Below are 20348 nucleotides of genomic sequence, written 5' to 3' on the forward strand. Positions count from 1 at the left end.
CGGCGACGGTCAGGCCAGCCCGGCCCGGCGCAACGCCTCCGCCATGGCGTCGTTGACCGGCGCGGAGGCGCCACCGCCGCGCCCCTGACGCGGCTGTGAGCCGCCCCGGTCCCCACGCTGACGGCCGCCGCCTCCGCCTTGCCCGCCGCCGCCCTGCGCACGGTCCTGCCCGCCGGCCTGTCCGCCCCGCTGCCCGCCGCCGGCCTGCCCGCGACCCGGACGGCCACCGCCCGCACCGCCTCGGCTGCCGTCCGCACCGCCTCGGCCGTCGCGGTCCCGCCGGCCCTCCCCGCCGGCCGGGCGTCCGCCGCCGGTCGGCGCCTCGTCGTCCAGACGCAGCGTCAACGAGATCCGCTTGCGCGGCACGTCCACGTCGAGCACCCGCACCCGGACCACGTCGCCGGACTTCACCACGTCGCGCGGGTCCTTGACGAACGTGTGCGACATGGCGGAGACGTGCACCAGACCGTCCTGGTGCACGCCCACGTCGACGAACGCGCCGAACGCGGCCACGTTGGTGACCACACCCTCCAGCACCATGCCGGGCGTCAGGTCGCCGATCTTCTCGACGCCCTCGACGAACGTCGCGGTGCGGAACTCCGGCCGCGGGTCGCGACCGGGCTTCTCCAGTTCGGCCAGGATGTCGGTGACGGTGGGCAGGCCGAACGTGTCGTCCACGAAGTCGGTCGCCCGCAGGCCGCGCAGGATCGCGGACCTGCCGATCAGCGCGCGCAGGTCCTGCCCGGTGGAGGCGAGGATGCGGCGCACCACCGGGTACGACTCGGGGTGCACGCTGGACGAGTCGAGCGGGTCGTCGCCGCCCGGGATGCGCAGGAAGCCGGCGCACTGCTCGAACGCCTTGGGGCCGAGCCGGGCCACCTTCTTCAGCTCGGTCCGGGTGCGGAACGGCCCGTTCGCGTCCCGGTGCAGCACGATGTTCTCCGCCAGCCCGGCGCCGATCCCGGAGACCCGGGTGAGCAGCGGCGCGGAGGCGGTGTTGACGTCCACCCCGACCGCGTTGACGCAGTCCTCGACGACGGCGTCCAGCGAGCGGGACAGTTTCACCTCGGACAGGTCGTGCTGGTACTGCCCGACACCGATCGAACGCGGGTCGATCTTCACGAGTTCGGCGAGCGGGTCCTGGAGACGCCGGGCGATGGAGACCGCCCCGCGCAGCGACACGTCGAGCCCCGGCAGCTCCTGCGAGGCGTACGCGGAGGCGGAGTAGACCGACGCGCCCGCCTCGGAGACCACCACCTTGGTCAGCGTCAGCTCGGGGTGTTGCTTGATCAGGTCACCGGCCAGCTTGTCGGTCTCCCGGCTGGCGGTGCCGTTGCCGATCGCCACCAGCTCGACGCCGTGCGTCGCGGCCAGCGTGGCGAGCGTGTGCAGCGACGCGTCCCACTGCCGGCGCGGCTCGTGCGGGTAGATCGTGTCGGTGGCGACCACCTTGCCGGTCGCGTCGACCACCGCCACCTTGACGCCGGTGCGCAGGCCCGGGTCGAGACCCATGGTGGGCCGCGCGCCGGCGGGCGCGGCGAGCAGCAGGTCACGCAGGTTGGTGGCGAAGACCCGGACGGCCTCCTCCTCGGCCGCCTGCCAGAGCCGCGTCCGCAGGTCGGCGGCGAGGTGGATGAGGATCCGGGTACGCCAGGCCCAGCGCACCGTGTCGGCCAGCCACCGGTCGGCGGGCCGGCCCCGGTCGCTGACGCCGAACCGGCCGGCCACGGCGGCCTCGTAGCGGCTGGGCCCGGTGACCGTGTCGGCGTCGTCCTCGGCGTCCGGGGCCATGGTCAGCTCCAGCACGCCCTCCTTCTCACCGCGGAACATGGCGAGGATCCGGTGCGAGGGCAGTTTCGGGTACGGCTCGGCGAAGTCGAAGTAGTCGGCGAACTTGGCGCCGGCGGCCTCCTGGCCCTCGCGTACCCGGGAGACCAGCCGGCCCCGCGACCACATCTGCTCGCGGAGCGTGCCGATCAGGTCGGCGTCCTCGGCGAAGCGCTCGATCAGGATGGCCCGCGCCCCGTCCAGCGCGGCGGCGGCGTCGGCCACGCCCTTCTCCGCGTCGACGAAGCCGGCCGCGGTGGCGCGCGGGTCCTGCGCCGGGTCGGCGAGGAGCGCGTCGGCCAGCGGTTCCAGCCCGGCCTCGCGGGCGATCTGCGCGCGGGTCCGCCGCTTCGGCTTGTACGGCAGGTAGATGTCCTCCAGCCGGGACTTCGAGTCCGCCGCCAGGATCTGGGCCTCCAGCGCGTCGTCGAGCTTGCCCTGACCGCGGATCGACTCCAGCACCGCGGCCCGCCGCTCGTCCAGCTCCCGCAGGTAGCGCAGCCGCTCCTCGAGCGTGCGCAGCTGCGCGTCGTCGAGGGTGCCGGTGGCCTCCTTGCGGTAGCGGGCGATGAACGGCACGGTGGCGCCGCCGTCGAGCAGCTCCACGGCCGCCCGCACCTGACGCTCGGCGACGCCGAGTTCCTCGGCGATCCGCTGGTGCACAGACTGAGTCACGATCTTGCTCCGCCTCTTCCCGGTGAGTTCGTCGTGCATTCTGCCCGCCGGCGCCGACAGCCGCGCAGCCGCCCGATGGCAAAGCCGACGAATAATATGAAAGCGCCCCTGGGCTGCCAACCGTGCCTCTAGCCTCCAACCAGGAATTTCTACTCCTGTCTGGAGAACCGGGTGAGCACGGAGAAAGTGGTCGTCATCGGTCAGGGTTACGTCGGCCTTCCCCTGGCCGTGCGCGCCGTCGAGGCCGGTTTCGACGTGGTGGGCCTGGATGTGGACGCCGACCGGGTCAAGCGCCTCGCCTCGGGGGAGTCCTACGTGGAGGACATCCCCGCCGAGCGCCTCGGCCGGGCCCTCGGCAGCGGCCGTTACCGCCCGAGCACCGAGTACGCCGACGCCGAGGGCTTCGACGTCTGCGTGATCACGGTGCCGACCCCGCTCCGGGACGGCACCCCGGACCTGAGCTTCGTCGAACAGGCCGGCCACCACGTCGGCCCGTACGTGCGGCCGGGCGCCACGGTGGTGCTGGAGTCGACGACGTACCCGGGCACCACCGAGGAACTGCTGCGCCCGCTCCTGGAGACGGCCAGCGGACTGCAGGCGCCCGGGGACTTCCACCTCGGCTACAGCCCGGAACGCATCGACCCGGGCAACCCGACCTGGCGGCTGGAGAACACCCCCAAGGTGGTCTCCGGCGTGGACGCCGCCGCGCTGGAGCGGGTGGACGGCTTCTACCGCCGGATCGTGGCCCGGACGGTTCCGGTGCCGTCCACCCGGGTCGCGGAGCTGACCAAGCTGATCGAGAACACGTTCCGCCAGGTGAACCTCGGGTTGATCAACGAGCTCACGATCCTCTCCCACCACCTCGGCATCGACGTCTGGCAGGCGATCGACGCCGCCGAGACGAAGCCGTTCGGGTTCATGCCGTTCCGGCCCGGGCCCGGCGTCGGCGGCCACTGCCTCCCGATCGACCCCTGCTACCTGTCCTGGCAGGTCAAGCGGCGGCTGGGCCGGCAGTTCCGGTTCATCGAGCTGGCCAACGACGTCAACCACGAGATGCCCGAGCACGTCACCCAGCGGATCATGGCCGGCCTCAACCGGGCCGGCCGGGCGGTCAGCGGCGCCCGGCTGCTGATGCTCGGCCTGGCGTACAAGAAGAACACCGGCGACATGCGTGACTCGCCGGCGGTGGACGTCGCGCGCCGGCTGTGCGACCTCGGCGCGGACGTGCGGGCCGCCGAGCCGTACGCCGAGCCGCACCAGATCCCCGCCGGCGTGCTGGTCGTGCCGCTGACCGAACACGAGGTCGACGCCGCCGACGCGGTGATCGTCGCGACCGACCACGACGTCTTCGACTACGAGATGGTGGCCGGCCGGGCCCGCTACGTCTTCGACGCGCGGAACCGGTGTTCGGGACCGACCGTGGAGCGGCTCTAGGAGCACCCCGCCCCGACCGTCGACGGCTGCGCTAGCGTGGCGATCATGGAGGCACCTGCGGATCCACGGGCCCGGCGACTCTTCGGGGGCAGCGCCCGGGCGCTCGGCGACCTGGCCGCCGGTCCGTTCCGGGCCGACCGGGACCGGATCGTCGCCTCGCCGTTCTTCGCCCGGCTGAACGGCGTCACCCAGGTGATCAGTCCGGGCGGCTCCGGGCTGCTGGTGCACAACCGGCTCACGCACAGCCTGAAGGTGGCCCAGGTGGCCCGCGCGATCGCCGAACGGCTGACCGCCGACCCGGCGCACCGGGACCTGCTGGAGAAGCTGGGTGGCTGCGACCCGGACGTGGTCGAGGCCGCCGCGCTCGCCCACGACCTCGGGCATCCGCCGTTCGGGCACCTGGGGGAGCGGGTCCTCGACCGGCTGGCCCGGCAGCGGCTGGGGCTGCCGGACGGCTTCGAGGGCAACGCCCAGTCGTACCGGATCGTCACCAGCACCGAGATCCGCGGCGCCGCGACCACCGGGCTGGACCTGACCGCCGCGGTCCGGGCGGCGATGCTGAAGTATCCGTGGACCCGGCTGGACCACCCCGACCCGCACCCGCGGCACCTCGACCCGGCGCCCCGGGGCGCCGCGCCGCCGCCGGACGACCCGGAGAGCGGGTCGCTGAAGTTCGGCGCGTACCGCACCGAGCTGGACGACCTGCGGGCGGCCCGGGAGCCGTTCGCCGGGCGGATCCCGGACTGGCAGCAGACGCCGGAGGCGTCCGTGATGGACACCGCCGACGACATCGCGTACGCCATCCACGACGTGGAGGACTTCTACCGCGTCGGGGTGCTCCAGCAGGGCGCGGTGGCCGCCGAGCTGATGGCCTGGCAACGTGAGTGCGGGCACCTGCGGTCGATCACCGCCTCGGCGCTGGACACCGCGGGCCGGCGGCCCGGCACGGCGATCGAGCGGCTGCGTCGCCAACTGCACCGCAAGGACGGCTGGATCGCCGACGACGAGGCGTTCGCCGCGGCGGTCGAGCACGTCCGCGAGGAGCTGGTGGAAGGGCTGCTGGCGCTGCCGTTCGACGGCTCGATCGAGGCGGAGCAGTACGTCGCCCGCTTCTCCGCCCGCTGGTCCACCCGCTTCGTGGACGCCATCACGGTGACCCCGGAGCCGGACGTCCGCTCCGGGTACGTGCTGCTGGGCAAGGCGCAGTGGCACGAGGTGCAGGTGCTCAAGTTCGTCCACCACCGGTTCGTGCTGGCCCGCCCCGACCTGGCGCTGCACCAGCGCGGCCAGGCGCGGCTGCTGGACACGCTGGTCGAGGCGCTCTGGGAGTGGCTGCTGGACCCGGAGGAGGAGTCCCGGCTACCCCGCCGGCTGCACGACCTGGTGGAGCTGGCCGAGGCCGAGCTGCACCCGCGTACCCCGGACCGGATCGGTCGGGCCCGGGGCCGGGCCATCGTCGACTTCGTCGCGCAGCTCACCGACGGTCAGGCGGTGGCGATGCTGGACGCGCTCTCCGGGCGTTCCGGCGCGTTGTGGACCGACGCGTTCGTGCTCTGAGGCCCGCTCAGCGGGCCGGTACTCCCTTGACCACGAGGCCCGGCGCCACGTCGCGCACCACGCAGGCGCCGGCGCCGACTGTCGCGCCGGCCCCCACCCGAAGGCCCGGCAGCACCACGGCACCCGCTCCGACCAGCGCTGCGGTGTCGAGGCGGCAGTCGCCCGAGACGGCCGCGAGAGGGTGCAGGGAGACGTAGTCACCGACCACGCAGTCGTGGGCGAGGGTGGCGTTCTGGTTGACGTGCAGGTGCCGTCCGACGGTGACTCCGGTGGTGATCCGGCCGCCGGCGAACACCACCAGACCCTCGGCCGACACCAGGTCCGGGCCGACTGTCGCGTCCGGGTGTACGAGACTGGCCGCGGGCAGGCCGAACAGTTCGACCCGCGTGCCGACGACCCGCCGGATCCGTGGGTCGCCGAGGCCGAGGACGACGTGGGTCGCCGGCGACAGGTGCCCGAGCGTGGCCACGGTCCCGAGGTAGGGGACACCTGTCGACTCGACGCGCTTACGGTTCCGCTCCGACGGGTCGTCGTCGACGAAGCCGACCAGCCGCCAGGGCGGCCGGTTCGACGCGGCGTTGACCGCGGCCACGACCTGCGCGATCTCCCGACCGTGACCGCCGCATCCGACGATGACGAGGTCAAGACCCACCGCCGCTACCGTCCCGCCGTCGCCGGTTCGGGCTGCTCCGGGGCGGTGCCGCGGAACTCGTACGCGGTGGCGGTGCCAGGTGCGTTGATTCCCCGCCGGCGGAGCACGGCCACCGCCGTCCGGGCCAGGATGCGGGCATCGAGGCTGAGGCTCCAGTGGTCCACGTACCGGAGGTCGTAGGCGAACCGCTTCTCCCAGTCGAGCTCGTTGCGGCCATTGACCTGCGCCAGGCCGGTCAGCCCCGGTCGGACGGCGTGGCGCCGGAACTGCTCCGGTGTGTAGAGATCGCGGTAGCTGGTCGGGAACGGGCGAGGACCCACGAAACTCATGTCCCCTCGCAGGATGTTCCAGAGGCTGGGCAGTTCGTCCAGGCTGGTGGACCGCAGCCACCGCCCCAACGGGGTCAGCCGGAGCTGGTCGTCGTCGGGCGAGAAGGCGGGGCCGCCGCCGGCCATGGAACGAAACTTCACGATGGTGAACTCGCGGCCCCGCCAGCCGATCCGCCGTTGCCGGAAGAGCACCGGGCGGCCCAGGCCGAGCAGCACCGCGACCGCCACCGCGGCCAGCACCGGGGCCATGACCAGCAGGGCGGTCGAGGCGACGACGACGTCGACGACCCGCTTGACGACCGCGACGCCGCCCCGGGATGAGGTGGGTGTTGCGGGATCTACCACGCCTGGGGAGAGGCGAACCTGCATGCTGTCCTCCGGCCGCTGACTCGTCAGCGAACAGAGTACGCAAAAACGGGCCGAAGAGTGCCTTGTCTGTCTTTTTCCGCCAAGTCAGGCGATCGCCTGCCACCAGCCGTCCACCGCCGGCGGCTCGTCCACCACGACCCGCTCGCCGGGGCGCGGCACCGCCAGCCGGGCGCCCCGCGCCTTCGCCTCGGCCCAGAGCCGGTCCACCGGCTCCGACCAGTCGTGCAGGGCCAGGTTGAACGTGCCCCAGTGCACCGGCACCAGCAGTTCGCCCCGGACGTCGAGGTGGGCGGCGACCGCCTCCTCCGGGAACATGTGGATGTTCGGCCAGGCCCGGTCGTACGCGCCGATCTGCATGAGCGTGACGTCGAACGGACCGTGCTCGGCGCCGATCGTGGCGTAGCCGTCGAAGTAGCCGGAGTCGCCGGTGTAGAACACCTTCCGCCGCGCGCCGGCCACCACCCAGGAACTCCAGAGCGTGCCGTCGCGACGCAGCCCGCGCCCGGAGAAGTGCTGTGCGGCGGTGGCGGTGAGCGTCACGCCACCGACCCGGTGGTGCTCCGACCAGTCCAGCTCGACGATGCGGTCCGCCGGCACGCCCCAGCGTTCCAGGTGGGCGCCCACGCCGAGCGGCACCAGGAACGGCGCGGACTGGTGGGTCAGCAGCCCCCGGACCGTCGCCATGTCCAGGTGGTCGTAGTGGTCGTGCGAGATCAGGACGGCGTCGAGCCGGGGCAACTCGTCGAGGCGGACCGGCGGCTCGTGGATGCGTCGCGGGCCGACCAGCGCCGACGGTGAGCACCTGTCGCTCCAGACCGGGTCGAGCAGCACCCGGTGGCCCTCGATCTCCACAAGCGTGGAGGCGTGGCCGTACCAGATCACGTTCAGCTCGTCGGCCGGGTCGGCGGGTGCGGCGTCGGTCGGGCGCAGCAGCGGCACGGCGCTGCCCGGCCGCCGCTTCTGCTTGCCGAAGATCAGCTCTCGGACCAGGTTGCGGCCCGGGTCGGCGACCATGGTGGCGTTCGTGCCGGTCGGGTTGTGGAACGTGCCGTCGCGGAACCGCGGTGACCGGGCGGCGCGTTCCGCCCGGGCGCCGGTGAGCCGGCCGCCGAGCTGGGCCGGCACGTCACGCGCCGCCCACGCCAGCCCGGCCACGGCGGCCAGCCCGGCGAGCCGCCACCCCCGCCCGCCGCCTGCCGTGCCCGGTTCGCGTTCCGTTGGTGCCCGCATGTTCGTCCCCTCCGCCGTGTCCCGCAGTACACGGTAGCCACCACCGTCCCCGTCCGTGGAACGACGGGCGTGGGGATGCTGACTCAGCTCAACCGCCGCCGTACCGCCGACCCGACCATCGCGGTCGCCCCGCCAACGGTCCGGACCACCCGCGACAGGTCGGGCAGCCAGCCGCCCCGGACCGCCTCGCCGGCCGGGTTGGGCGTGAACACCGCGCCCTCGGTCGGCGGCACCGGCCGGCCGGTGAGCCCGCCGAGGCGCATCAGCGGGCCGACCAGCACGTCGTAGACGGCCGGCAGCGCGGTGAAACCGACCCGCATGACCAGGTTGACCCGGCCCACCGAGATCTCCCGGCGGGGCTTGTCGGCGCAGTGCGCGATGGCCCGGGCCACCCGCTCGGGGGTGGTGATCGGCAGCGGTGGTCGCCCGATCCGTCCCACGTAGTTCGCCGCCTGCTGGTAGACCGGGGTGTCCACGCTGCCGGGGGTGACCAGGCAGACGTTGACGCCGGGCAGGTGACCGGCCTCCTTGAAGTGCCGCAGCGCCACCCGCGCCACCCCGGCGGAGCCCAGCAGGTCGGTGCGGACCACCTGCTCGAAGACCTCCGCCGGGATCTCCTCGAAGCGTCCGTACGCCATCACGGCGGCGGTGTGCACCCAGACGTCGATCCGGCCGAACCCGGCGACCGCGGTCGCCGTCAACGCGTCGAGCGCGCCCGGTTCGGTGACGTCGGTGGGCACGACGCGCACGTCCGCCGCGCCGGCGTCGGCGCACTCCCGGCGTACCTGCTCCAGCGTTTCGGGCGCGCGGGCCGCGAGGACCAACCGGTCCCCGCGGCCCGCGAACTCCCGGGCCGCCGCCCGGCCGATCCCGCTGGTCGCGCCGGTGACGACCACCGTCCGGGTCACGGTGCGAGCACGACCTTGACGCAGCCGTCCTCCTTCTTCTGGAACATCTCGTACGCCTGCGGCGCCTGCGCCAGCGGCAGCCGGTGGGTCCGCAGGTCCTCGACGCCCAGCGGGTCGTCGTCGCCCGCCAGCAGCGGGATGATCTCGTCCACCCAGCGGCGCACGTGGCACTGGCCCATCCGCAACTGGATGCCCCGGTCGAACATCTCCATCAGCGGCATCGGGTCCTGCTCGCCGCCGTACACCCCGGAGATCGAGACGGTGCCGCCGCGCCGGACCGCCTTGAGCGCGGCGTGCAGCACCACCAGCCGGTCCACGCCGGCCGCGTCGATCATCGGCCGGGCCAGCTTGTCCGGGAGCAGGCCGGCGGCGGCCTGCGCGATCTTGCCGACCGGCGCGCCGTGCGCCTCCATGCCGACCGCGTCGATCACCGCGTCCGGGCCCCGCCCGTCGACCAGGTCGATGAGCGCGCCCGGCACGTCGTCGAGCTGGCTGACGTCGAGCACCTCGATGCCGTGCCGGCGGGCCATCTCCAGCCGCTCCGGCACCAGGTCCAGGCCGATCACCCGGCCGGCGCCGAGGTGCCGGCCGATCCGGGCGGAGAACTGCCCGACCGGGCCGAGGCCGAACACGGCCAGTGTGCCGCCGGGCGGGGTGTCCGCGTACTTCACCGCCTGCCAGGCGGTGGGCAGGATGTCGGAGAGGTAGAGCCAACGCTCGTCCGGCCCGGTGTCGGGGATCTTGATCGGGCCGAACTGGGCCTGCGGGACGCGCAGGTACTCGGCCTGGCCGCCCGGGACCGAGCCGTAGAGCGAGGTGTAGCCGAACAGCGACGCGCCCTTGCCCTCGGCCGTCACCTGGGTGGTCTCGCACTGGGCGTAGAGCTGCCGCTCACACATCCAGCAGTGCCCGCAGGAGATGTTGAACGGGACGACCACCCGGTCGCCCTTCTTCAGCCGGGTCACCCCGGAGCCGACCTCCTCGACGATGCCCATCGGCTCGTGACCGAGGATGTCGCCGGGCTTCAGGTACGGCCCGAGCACCTCGTACAGGTGCAGGTCGGAACCGCAGATGGCGGTCGAGGTGATCCGGACGATCGCGTCGGTCGGCTCCTCGATCCGGGGGTCCGGGACGTCCTCGACCCGGACGTCACGCTTGCCTTGCCAGGTCAGTGCCTTCATGCCTGAATGTCCTCCTCGGTGCCGTCCATGGGACTGCTACCCGCGAGACATCACTTGAACCGGCGTCCGTCGCGCGGAGTCCCGGCCGTGTCGTCGGGCGCTCGGATGGGCAGTGGCGCCCTGCAAACCTGATGGCGCAGGTGGTTCACCGCGCCCGCCGGACGGACTGACGATGATCGACACCAGCTCGCCGAAATGGCGGTATCCCGGCCCGTGCGATACCGCCACCTCGGCGAGCTGGTGTGGATCAAGGCGCCGAAGGCCATCACGCCGGCGAGTCGGCGTGGGAACGCGCTGTTCCCGATGGCCCGCCACCGCGTCCGGGGCTTCGGCCGCTGCTCCCCCGATGCATCGGTGCCATCAAGTTTGTAGCGACCGAGGAGCGCCCCTCCACGTACTGCGCCGTCCGCGCCCGCGCCGCCGGCCGCCAGGCCGCGCCCGCCCTTTCGACCCGGCCGGAGCCGGCTCGAAACATGCAGGACCGGCTCGCGTCGCGCGTGGGTTCGAGGCCGGGCGGGTCAGGAGCCGGGGGTGCCGGCCCGCTTCGTGGTCGCCTTGAGGTAGTCCCGGTTGAGGCGGCCGATGGTGTTCAGCGGGATGCCCTTCGGGCAGGCCGAGGCGCACTCGCCGATGTTGGTGCAGCCGCCGAAGCCGGCCTCGTCGTGCGCGTCCACCATGCCGATCACCCGGGTGTAGCGCTCGGGCTGCCCCTGGGGCAGCAGCGAGAGCTGGGTGACCTTGGCGGCGGTGAACAGCATGCCGGAGCCGTTCGGGCAGGCCGCGACGCAGGCGCCGCAGCCGATGCAGGCGGCCGAGGAGAACGCGGCGTCGGCGTTGTCCTTCGCCACCGGGGTGGAGTGCGCCTCGGGGGCGCTGCCGGTCGGCGCGGTGACGTAGCCACCGGCGGCGATGATCTTGTCGAACGCGTTCCGGTCCACCACCAGGTCCTTGATGACCGGGAAGGCCCGGGCCCGCCAGGGCTCGATGTCGATCGTGTCGCCGTCGGAGAACTGCCGCATGTGCAGCTGGCAGGCGGTGGTGCCGCGCTGCGGGCCGTGCGCCTCACCGTTGATCATGAGGCTGCACATGCCGCAGATGCCCTCACGGCAGTCGTGGTCGAACGCGACCGGCTCCTCGCCGTCGAGGATCAGCCGCTCGTTGAGCACGTCGAGCATCTCCAGGAAGGACATGTCCGGGGACACGTCCGGCACCGGGTAGGTCACCATCCGACCCTTGTCCTCGGGGCCGGTCTGGCGCCAGATGCGCAGGGTCAGGTTCACTTGTAGCTCCGCTGCGAGGGGTGGACGTATTCGAAGGTCAGGTCTTCCTTGTGCAGCACGGGCTCGCCGGTGCCGGTGTACTCCCAGGCGGCCACGTACGCGAACCGGTCGTCGTCGCGCTGCGCCTCGCCGTCCGGGGTCTGGTACTCGGCCCGGAAGTGGCCGCCGCAGGACTCCTCGCGGTGCAGGGCGTCGATGCACATCAGCTCGGCCAGCTCGAAGAAGTCGGCCACCCGGCCGGCCTTCTCCAGCGACTGGTTGAGCCCCTCACCGTCGCCCGGGACGCGGACCCGCTGCCAGAACTGCTCGCGCAGCGCCCGGATCTCGGCGATGGCCTTGCGCAGCCCGGCGTCCGAGCGCTCCATGCCGCAGTGCTCCCACATGATCTGGCCCAGCTCCCGGTGGAACGAGTCCACCGTGCGGTCGCCGTCGACCGCGAGCAGCCGCGCGATCCGGTCCTCGACGTCGGTACGCGCCGCGACCGCCTCCGGGTGGCTGGCGTCGACCTTCTCCATCGGGTTGGCGGCCAGGTAGTTCGCGAGGGTGCTCGGCAGCACGAAGTAGCCGTCGGCCAGGCCCTGCATCAGCGCCGAGGCGCCGAGCCGGTTCGCGCCGTGGTCGGAGAAGTTCGCCTCGCCGATCACGAACAGGCCGGGGATGGTCGACTGGAGGTCGTAGTCGACCCAGAGGCCGCCCATCGTGTAGTGCACGGCGGGGTAGATCCGCATCGGCACCTCGTACGGGTCCTCGCCGGTGATCCGCTCGTACATCTCGAAGAGGTTGCCGTACTTGGCCTCGATGGCCTTGCGGCCGAGCCGGTCGATGGCGTCGGCGAAGTCGAGGTAGACGCCGAGGCCGGTGGGGCCGACGCCGCGTCCCTCGTCGCAGACGTTCTTCGCGGCGCGGGAGGCGATGTCGCGGGGGACCAGGTTGCCGAAGGACGGGTAGATCCGCTCCAGGTAGTAGTCCCGCTCGGCCTCGGGGATGTCCCGCGGGCCGCGGTCGTCGCCCTTGGCCTTCGGCACCCACACCCGGCCGTCGTTGCGCAGCGACTCGCTCATCAGCGTCAGCTTCGACTGGTGGTCGCCGGAGACCGGGATGCAGGTCGGGTGGATCTGGGTGTAGCAGGGGTTGGCGAAGTACGCGCCCTTGCGGTGCGCCCGCCAGGAGGCGGTGACGTTGCAGCCCTTGGCGTTGGTGGAGAGGTAGAAGACGTTGCCGTAGCCGCCGGAGGCGAGCACCACCGCGTCGGCCATCTCGGTGCTGATCTCGCCGGTGACCATGTCGCGGACCACGATGCCGCGCGCCCGGCCGTCGACGACCACCAGTTCGAGCATCTCGTGGCGGGCGTTCATCTCCACGTTGCCCAGGCCGATCTGCCGTTCGAGGGCCTGGTACGCGCCGAGCAGGAGCTGCTGGCCGGTCTGGCCCCGGGCGTAGAAGGTGCGCTGCACCTGGGCGCCGCCGAACGAGCGGGTGTCGAGCAGGCCGCCGTACTCGCGGGCGAACGGGACGCCCTGGGCGACGCACTGGTCGATGATGTTGACCGAGACCTCGGCCAGCCGGTGCACGTTCGACTCCCGGGAGCGGAAGTCGCCGCCCTTGACCGTGTCGTAGAAGAGGCGGTGCACCGAGTCGCCGTCGTTGCGGTAGTTCTTGGCGGCGTTGATGCCGCCCTGGGCGGCGATCGAGTGTGCCCGGCGCGGACTGTCCTGGTAGCAGTAGGACTTCACGTGGTAGCCCTGCTCGGCCAGCGTCGCGGCGGCGGAGCCGCCGGCCAGGCCGGTGCCGACCACGATCACGGTCAGCTTCCGGCGGTTGGCCGGGTTCACCAGCTTCATCTGGAAGCGGTGGCGGTCCCACCGGGTCTCGACCGGGCCGTCCGGGGCCCGGGTGTCGGCGATCGGGTCGCCATCGGTGTAGAGATCCATGTCAGGCCACCAATCCGGTGAGTACGGCGAACGGGACCACCAGGTAGCCGGCGCAGAGCACGACGGCGAAGACGAGCGCGGCGGCGCGGGCCCGGCGCTCGACCCGCGGCGTCTGCTGGCCGAGGCTGCGGAACGCGCTGAACGCGCCGTGCCGCAGGTGGAAGCCGAGGGTCACGATGGCGAGCGTGTAGAAGAGGGTGACGTACCAGCGCTCCGGGGCGAAGTCGGCGACCACGTTGCCGTACGGGTTGGCCGGGTCGCCCTGCGGGTTCAGGTGACCGGTGGTCAGGTCCAGGATGTGGTAGATCACGAAGAGCAGGATGATCACACCACCCCAGCGCATGGTGCGGGCCGCGTAGTTCACGTGGATCTTCCGCCGGTGCGCGTACGCCACCGGGCGGGCGGCCCGGGCGCGCATGGCGAGGACGACGGCCGCGCCGATGTGGGCGAGCACCGCCACGGTGAGGACGGCGCGCTGGATCCACAGGTACCAGGTGGTGGGCAGCAGCGGCGTGCCGAGGTCCCGGAGCCAGTGCGCGTAGTGGTCGAACGACGTCTCGCCCGTGAAGATCTTCAGGTTCCCGAGCATGTGCACGATCAGGAACAGCACCAGGAGGATGCCCGTCACCGCCATGACGGCCTTGAGGCCGACGTTCGAGCGGATGGGCGACCGAGTTTTCGTGATTACCACACGACCGACGCTAGGAGCACTTCGATCAGGCGTCCAATGCATCGAAATCACAGTCTTGATAGCCGTAAGCTATAGAGATGCAGCTCCATCAGCTCCGGTACTTCGTTGCGGTCGCAGAAGTACGACATTTCACCCAGGCGGCCGATGTCGTCGGCATAACGCAGCCCTCGTTGAGTAAGCAAATTCACGCCCTGGAGGCCGACCTCGGGGCGCCGCTCTTCGAGCGGGTAAGGGGCAACATCACGCTCACCACGGCCGGTGAGGTGCTGCTGCCGCTGGCCAAGCGGATCCTCGCCGACGTGGACACCGCGACCCGCGAGGTGCAGGAGCTGGTCGGGCTGCGCCGGGGGCGGGTCCGGCTCGGGGCCACGCCCAGCCTGGCCACCTCGCTGGCGCCCCCGGTGCTGCGCCGGTTCCGCGACGCCCACCCCACCGTCGACCTGCGCGTCGAGGAGGGCGGCTCGCAGGATCTCGTCCGCGACATGCTCCGCGGCGACCTCGACCTCGCGCTGATCATCATGCCGTCCGGCGGCGCCGACCCGGGGCTGCGCGTCGACCCGATCCTGCGGGAGAGCCTGGTGGTCGCCTCGGTCGACCCGCTGCCGGGCGTCTCGACCGGCGGCGAGCTGCGCATCACCGACCTGCGCGACCAGCCGCTCGTCATGTTCCGCGAGGGCTACGACCTGCGCGACGCCACGCTCCAGGCGTGCCGGGCGGCCGGCTTCGAGCCGGCCCTGTCGGTGGACGGCGGGGAGATGGACGCCGTGCTCAGCTTCGTCGAGGCCGGGCTCGGCGTCGCGCTGGTGCCCGGCATCGTGGTGGCCCGCCGGCCCGGCATCCGGGTCACCCGGCTCGCGCCGCCCGGCGTGCGCCGTACCATCGCGGTGGCCCGCCGCCGGGACGTGGTGCCCACCCACGCCGGCCGCGAGCTGCGCCGGATCCTCCTGGAGTACGTGCACGACGCGACCGCCACCGACCGGCTCCCGGCCGGCGTGGAGCCGCTGGCCTAGCTGGCGGCGGCCGTGGGCCAGGTGCGCAGCAGGGCGTCGACGGCGTCCAGGACCCGCGCCCAGCTCTCCGGCGGAGCCGGCGGGCTGTGGTCGAAGCCGCCCCCCATCTCCAGCCCGACGAAGCCCTGGAAGACGCTGCCGAGCAGGCGGACGGCGTGCGTCTGGTCCGGCTCGGGCAGGTAGTAGCCGCGCAGGATCGCCCGCATCATCTGGGCGTGCCGGACGCCGGCGCTGCCGGCGGCGGTCGGTGGATCGAGCCGCAACTGGGCCGCCGCCCAGCGGCCCGGGTGCTCGTGGGCGTAGTCGCGGTAGGCGTTCGCGAAGGCGGTCAGCGCCTCCTTGCCGGCCCGCCCGGCGAGCGCGTCGGCGGCCCGGTCGGCGAGTTCGCCCAGCGCGAGCAGCGCGATCCCGGTCCGCAGGTCCTGGGAGTTGCGGACGTGCGAGTAGAGGCTGGCGACCGTGACGCCGAACCGTCTGGCCAGCGCCGACACGGTCACCTGGTCGAAGCCCACCTCGTCGGCCAGCTCCGCCCCGGCCCGGATCAGACGCTCCTGACTGAGTCCCACGCGCCCCATGTGCCTCCCCTCACCAAAGCTCATTATGCCTTTGCCTAATACCTTTAGGAAAATTACCCTCGGGTGTATGACCCCGCTTACCGAACCCGAGATCCGGGCCGCGTTCGTGAACTGCACCAGAGGTGAGGCGAAGCGCATGCACGTGCCCCGCGACCTCGACGCCCGCCCCTGGGCCGACCTCGACTACCTCGGCTGGCGCGATCCCCAGGCGTCCGACCGGGCCTACCTGGTCGCCACCGTGGACGGCCGACCGACCGGCCTCGCGCTGCGCCGCCCCAGCCCCGGCCCTCGGCAGCAGCGCCGCAACATGTGCTCGGTGTGCCTGACCAACCCGGCCGGCGGCGTCAGCCTGATGGTCGCGCGCAAGGCGGGCAAGGCCGGGCAGCAGGGCAACTCGGTGGGCATCTACCTCTGCGACGACCTCGCCTGCTCCCTGTACCTGCGCGGTCGCAAGGACGCCGGCCCCGGCGGCCGCCTGCCCGAGTCACTGACCCTGGCGGAGAAGATCGACCGCACCGTGTCGCACCTCACCGCCTTCATCACCCGCGTCACCACCTGACCGCACGCCGCGAGCGGGGGTCAGCGGGCTTCGGCGTCGTCCATGGCGCGGTAGATGCGCTGCTCGGAGACCGGGTACGGAGTGCCGAGCGCCTGGGCGAACACGTTCACCCGCAGCTCCTCGATCATCCAGCGGATCTGGCGGGCCGCCGTCGAGCCGCGCCGGGCCGGCGGCAACGCGGCCAGCATGTCCTGGTACTCCTTCTGCACCACGGCGATGCGGTCCTGCTGCTGCTTGTCGCGCTGCGGGTTGCCGGGCAACCGGTCCAGCCGGCGCTCGATCGCGGTCAGGTAGCGCAGCAGGTCGGGCAGGCGGGCGTAGCCGGCCTCGGTGAGGAAGCCGGCGTGCACCAGGCCGGTGAGCTGGGCGCGGATGTCGGCGAGCGCGGCCACCACGGCCAGGTTGCGGGTGGCGCCGAGCCGCTGCTCCACCGCGTACGAGGCGGCCAGCACCTGCCGGGCCCGGGCCATCACCTCGACCACGGTGTCGACCAGGTCGGCGCGGACCCGCTCACGCAGTGCGGCGAAGCCGTCGGCGTCCCAGGCCGGGCCGCCCGCGTCCGCCATCAGCTTGTCGATGGCGGCGCCGGTGGCGTCCTCGATCAGCGCCGGCACCCCGCCGTGCGGGTTGCGGGACAGCGCCAGCTTCGCCTCGTTGCTCAGCCGCCCCTGAAGGAACCGCGCCGGCGACGGCATGGTCAGCCGCAGCAGTCGACGGGTGCCGGCCCAGTGCGCGGCCTCCTGCTCGCCGGCGGAGTCGAACACCTTCACCCCGACGGTCGCGCCCTCGTCCACCAGCGCCGGGTACGCGGTCACCGCGAAACCGGCGCGCACCTGCTCGATGGTGCGGGGCAGGCTGCCGATCGACCACTCGGTGAGCCCGCTGCGGGCCACGTCCGGCGCGGCGGCGGCGACGACCTGGCGTACCTCCTGGCGGAGCCGGCGTTGCAGCGCCGGCAGGTCCTTGCCCTCGGCGACCGGTTTGTCGTCGTCGCCGAGCACCCGGAACGTGACCCGCAGGTGCGACGGCAGCTTGCCCACGTCCCACGCGTCCGGCGGCACGGTCACCCCGGTCATCCGGCGCAGTTGCCGGGTCAGCGCGGCCAGCAGCGGCTCCTCGCCGGGCGTGATGGCGGCCAGCGCCGCCCGCGCGTAGTCGGGCACCGGCACGAAGTTGCGCCGGACCGGCTTGGGCAGCGAGCGGATCAACGCGATGACCAGTTCCTCGCGCAGCCCCGGCACCTGCCAGTCGAAGCTCTCCGCCGGCACCTGGTTGAGCAGCGGCAGCGGGATGTCCACGGTGACGCCGTCGGTGGGCGCGGTCGGGTCGAACGTGTACGTCAGCGGCAGCGTGACGCCGTCGGCCCGCCACTCGTCCGGGTAGTCCTCCTCGTCCACGCCGCCGCGACCGGCGTTGACCAGCAGCTCGCGGGTGAACGTGAGCAGGTCCGGCCGCTCCCGGCGGGTCTTCTTCCACCAGGTGTCGAAGTGCCGGCCGGAGACGACGTCGGCGGGGATCCGCTGGTCGTAGAAGGCGAAGATGGTCTCGTCGTCGACCAGGATGTCGCGCCGCCGGGCCCGGTTCTCCAGCTCCTCGACCTCGGTCAGCAGCTTCTGGTTGTCCCGCCAGAACTGGTGGTGGGTCTGCCAGTCGCCCTCCACCAGCGCGTGCCGGATGAACAGCTCCCGGCTCAGCGCCGGGTCGATCCGACCGAAGTTCACCTTGCGGGAGGTGACCAGCGGGATGCCGTAGAGCGTGACCTTCTCGTAGGCCATCACCGCAGCCTGCTTCTTCTCCCAGTGCGGCTCGCTGTAGCTGCGCTTGACCAGGTGCTGGGCCAGCGGTTCGACCCACTCCGGCTCGACCCGCCCGGCCACCCGGCCGAAGAGCCGGGACGTCTCGACCAGCTCGGCGGCCATCACCCAACGCGGCGGCTTCCGGAACAGCGCCGAGCCGGGGAAGATCACGAACTTCGCGCCGCGCGCGCCGAGGTACTCGTGCTTCTGCGCGTCCTTGAGCCCGAGGTGGGACAGCAGGCCGGGCAGCAGCGACTGGTGCACCTTCGGGGTGTCGATCTCCTCCGGCAGGTCCGCGCCGGCGCCGCGCCGGCCCTCACCCTTCTCCGAGGTACGCAGCACCTGGCGCACCTGGCTGACGATGTCCTGCCACTCGCGCACCCGCAGGTAGTTGAGGTATTCCGCCTTGCACATCCGGCGGAACGCGCTGGAGGACAGCTCCCGCTGCTTCTCCCGCAGGTGCCGCCACAGGTTGAGGTACGCGACGAAGTCCGACTCCTTGTCGGCGAACCGGGCGTGCGCCTGGTCGGCCTGGGCCTGCCGGTCGGCGGGCCGTTCGCGCGGGTCCTGGATGGAGAGCGCGGCGGCGATCACCACCACCTCGGTGGCGCAGCCGTTGCGCTCGCCCTCGATCACCATCCGGGCCAGCCGCGGGTCGACCGGGAGCTGGGCCAGCCGCCGGCCCAGCGCGGTCAGCCGCTTCGCCGGGTCGGCCTCGGTCGGGTCGAGCGCGCCCAGCTCGTGCAGCAGGTTGACGCCGTCGGTCACGTTGCGCCGGTCCGGCGGGTCGATGAACGGGAAGGCGGCGACGTCGCCGAGCCCGATCGCGGTCATCTGGAGGATGACCGAGGCGAGGTTGGTACGCAGGATCTCCGGGTCGGTGAACTCCGGGCGGGAGTCGAAGTCCGACTCGTCGTAGAGGCGGACGCAGATGCCGTCGGAGGTGCGCCCGCAGCGCCCCTTGCGCTGGTTGGCGCTGGCCTGCGAGACCGGCTCGATCGGCAGCCGCTGCACCTTGAGCCGGCTGGAGTAGCGGGAGATCCGGGCGGTGCCCGGGTCCACCACGTACTTGATGCCGGGGACGGTCAGCGAGGTCTCCGCGACGTTGGTGGCCAGCACCACCCGGCGGCCGGCGTGCGGGGCGAAGACCCGGTGCTGCTCGGCGGTGGAGAGCCGGGCGTAGAGCGGCAGGATCTCGGTGCCGAGCAACGAGCGTCTGGACTGCACCAGTTTGCCGAGCGCGTCGGCGGTGTCCCGGATCTCCCGCTCGCCGCTGAGGAAGACCAGGATGTCGCCCGGCCCCTCGGCGGCCAGTTCCTCGACCGCGTCGCCGATGGCCTGGATCTGGTCCCGGACGTTCTCCTCGTCGGCCTCGTCCTCCCCGTCGGCCTCGGTGACCTCGACCAGCGGCCGGTACCGTACCTCCACCGGGTAGGTGCGACCGGAGACCTCCACCACCGGCGCCGGGTTGCCGTCGGCGTCGGCGAAGTGCCTGGCGAACCGGTCGGTCTCGATGGTCGCCGAGGTGATGACCACCTTGAGGTCGGGCCGGCGGGGGAGGAGCTGGCGCAGGTAGCCGAGGATGAAGTCGATGTTCAGGCTGCGTTCGTGCGCCTCGTCGATGATCAACGTGTCGTACTGCCGGAGCATCCGGTCGGTCTGCAACTCGGCCAGCAGGATGCCGTCGGTCATGAGCTTGACCAGGCTGTTCTCGCCCACCTGGTCGGAGAAGCGGACCTTGTAGCCGACCACGCCGCCCAGCTCGGTGCCGAGTTCCTCGGCGATCCGGTCGGCGACCGTCCGGGCGGCCAGCCGCCGCGGCTGGGTGTGCCCGATCAGGCCGGTGACACCGCGCCCCAGCTCCAGACAGATCTTCGGGAGCTGGGTGGTCTTGCCGGACCCGGTCTCGCCGGCCACGATCACCACCTGGTGGTCCCGGATGGCGGCGGCGATGTCGTCCTTGCGCTCGCTGACCGGAAGCTGTGCCGGGTAGGTGACGGTCGGCACCGCGGCCCGCCGGGCCGCCAGGCGCGCCTCGGCGCGGGCCACCTCGGCCCCGATCTCGGCCAGCGCCGCCTCCCGCCGCTGCGGGTTCCGCAGCTTCCGCGCGCCGTCGAGCCGCCGCTGGAGCCGGCGCTGGTCGCGGAACATCAGGGGGCCGAGGCGGCGGTGCAGGTCGCGGGTGGTCTCGGGAGCGGCGGGTACGGCTGGATTCTGCATGTCGTCGCCAAGGATAGGCAGCCGCGCGGCGGACCGCTCCCGGGTTACCCGCGCGTGGGCGTGCCGTCCGGGCGCGACGCCCCGGCCCGGATAGGGTTGCCGCCGACGAGGTCGACGAGGGGCG

At 72.5% G+C, this 20348-nt stretch carries 15 protein-coding genes; 4 read left to right on the plus strand and 11 right to left on the minus strand.

All coding sequences use genetic code 11. The features are described 5' to 3' along the window. Positions 1-9 precede the first annotated feature (9 nt). Positions 10-2502, minus strand: a complete 2493-nt coding sequence (locus TPA0908_RS17825; RefSeq protein WP_281939401.1) for a Tex family protein — start codon at positions 2500-2502, stop codon at positions 10-12. Between the two features lie 171 nt (positions 2503-2673). Between TPA0908_RS17825 and TPA0908_RS17830 the strand changes: the two genes are divergently transcribed. Further along, positions 2674-3936 (plus strand): nucleotide sugar dehydrogenase, encoded by a 1263-nt coding sequence (locus TPA0908_RS17830; RefSeq protein WP_281939403.1) that lies wholly within the window; start codon positions 2674-2676, stop codon positions 3934-3936. A gap of 45 nt (positions 3937-3981) precedes the next feature. Continuing rightward, the gene (locus TPA0908_RS17835; RefSeq protein WP_281939405.1) at positions 3982-5493 is read left to right on the plus strand and encodes a deoxyguanosinetriphosphate triphosphohydrolase family protein; all 1512 of its coding nucleotides are present in this window, start codon (positions 3982-3984) and stop codon (positions 5491-5493) included. A gap of 7 nt (positions 5494-5500) precedes the next feature. Here the strand turns inward: TPA0908_RS17835 and TPA0908_RS17840 are convergent, their stop codons facing one another. The 8 genes from TPA0908_RS17840 to TPA0908_RS17875 form a co-directional block, all read right to left on the minus strand. Then, positions 5501-6145, minus strand: coding sequence for a NeuD/PglB/VioB family sugar acetyltransferase (locus tag TPA0908_RS17840; RefSeq protein ID WP_281939407.1), 645 nt, complete (start codon positions 6143-6145; stop codon positions 5501-5503). Positions 6146-6150: 5 nt separating this feature from the next. Beyond that, positions 6151-6819 (minus strand): sugar transferase, encoded by a 669-nt coding sequence (locus TPA0908_RS17845; protein ID WP_281939409.1) that lies wholly within the window; start codon positions 6817-6819, stop codon positions 6151-6153. 108 nt (positions 6820-6927) lie between these two features. Beyond that, complete coding sequence (locus tag TPA0908_RS17850; protein ID WP_281939411.1) at positions 6928-8073, minus strand: MBL fold metallo-hydrolase; 1146 nt, start codon at positions 8071-8073, stop codon at positions 6928-6930. 83 nt (positions 8074-8156) lie between these two features. Next, positions 8157-8981, minus strand: a complete 825-nt coding sequence (locus tag TPA0908_RS17855; RefSeq protein ID WP_281939413.1) for an SDR family NAD(P)-dependent oxidoreductase — start codon at positions 8979-8981, stop codon at positions 8157-8159. After that, entirely contained in the window at positions 8978-10162 is a 1185-nt protein-coding gene (locus tag TPA0908_RS17860; protein WP_281939415.1) for a zinc-dependent alcohol dehydrogenase, read from the minus strand. The genes TPA0908_RS17855 and TPA0908_RS17860 overlap by 4 nt, the downstream gene beginning before the upstream one ends. Before the next feature lie 518 nt (positions 10163-10680). Then, complete coding sequence (locus TPA0908_RS17865; RefSeq protein ID WP_281939416.1) at positions 10681-11442, minus strand: succinate dehydrogenase/fumarate reductase iron-sulfur subunit; 762 nt, start codon at positions 11440-11442, stop codon at positions 10681-10683. Further along, positions 11439-13373, minus strand: a complete 1935-nt coding sequence (locus TPA0908_RS17870; RefSeq protein WP_281939417.1) for a fumarate reductase/succinate dehydrogenase flavoprotein subunit — start codon at positions 13371-13373, stop codon at positions 11439-11441. Before TPA0908_RS17870 ends, TPA0908_RS17865 begins: the two co-directional genes overlap by 4 nt. 1 nt (position 13374) lies before the next feature. Then, positions 13375-14106, minus strand: coding sequence for a succinate dehydrogenase cytochrome b subunit (locus tag TPA0908_RS17875; RefSeq protein WP_281939418.1), 732 nt, complete (start codon positions 14104-14106; stop codon positions 13375-13377). 29 nt (positions 14107-14135) lie between these two features. Between TPA0908_RS17875 and TPA0908_RS17880 the strand changes: the two genes are divergently transcribed. Next, complete coding sequence (locus TPA0908_RS17880; RefSeq protein ID WP_281942596.1) at positions 14136-15074, plus strand: LysR family transcriptional regulator; 939 nt, start codon at positions 14136-14138, stop codon at positions 15072-15074. Here TPA0908_RS17880 and TPA0908_RS17885 read toward each other — a convergent pair. After that, the gene (locus TPA0908_RS17885) at positions 15071-15649 is read right to left on the minus strand and encodes a TetR/AcrR family transcriptional regulator (protein WP_281939419.1); all 579 of its coding nucleotides are present in this window, start codon (positions 15647-15649) and stop codon (positions 15071-15073) included. The two genes, TPA0908_RS17880 and TPA0908_RS17885, sit on opposite strands and share 4 nt — an antisense overlap. A 67-nt stretch (positions 15650-15716) precedes the next feature. On the opposite strand from TPA0908_RS17885, the gene TPA0908_RS17890 reads away from it, so the two are divergent. Further along, entirely contained in the window at positions 15717-16208 is a 492-nt protein-coding gene (locus tag TPA0908_RS17890) for an FBP domain-containing protein (RefSeq protein WP_281939421.1), read from the plus strand. 20 nt (positions 16209-16228) lie between these two features. On the opposite strand, the gene hrpA is transcribed toward TPA0908_RS17890, so the two are convergent. Further along, positions 16229-20224, minus strand: a complete 3996-nt coding sequence (gene hrpA / locus TPA0908_RS17895) for an ATP-dependent RNA helicase HrpA (protein WP_281939423.1) — start codon at positions 20222-20224, stop codon at positions 16229-16231. Positions 20225-20348 lie beyond the last annotated feature (124 nt).

The sequence above is a fragment of the Micromonospora sp. AKA38 genome, from assembly GCF_027925725.1.
Classification (GTDB): domain Bacteria; phylum Actinomycetota; class Actinomycetes; order Mycobacteriales; family Micromonosporaceae; genus Micromonospora.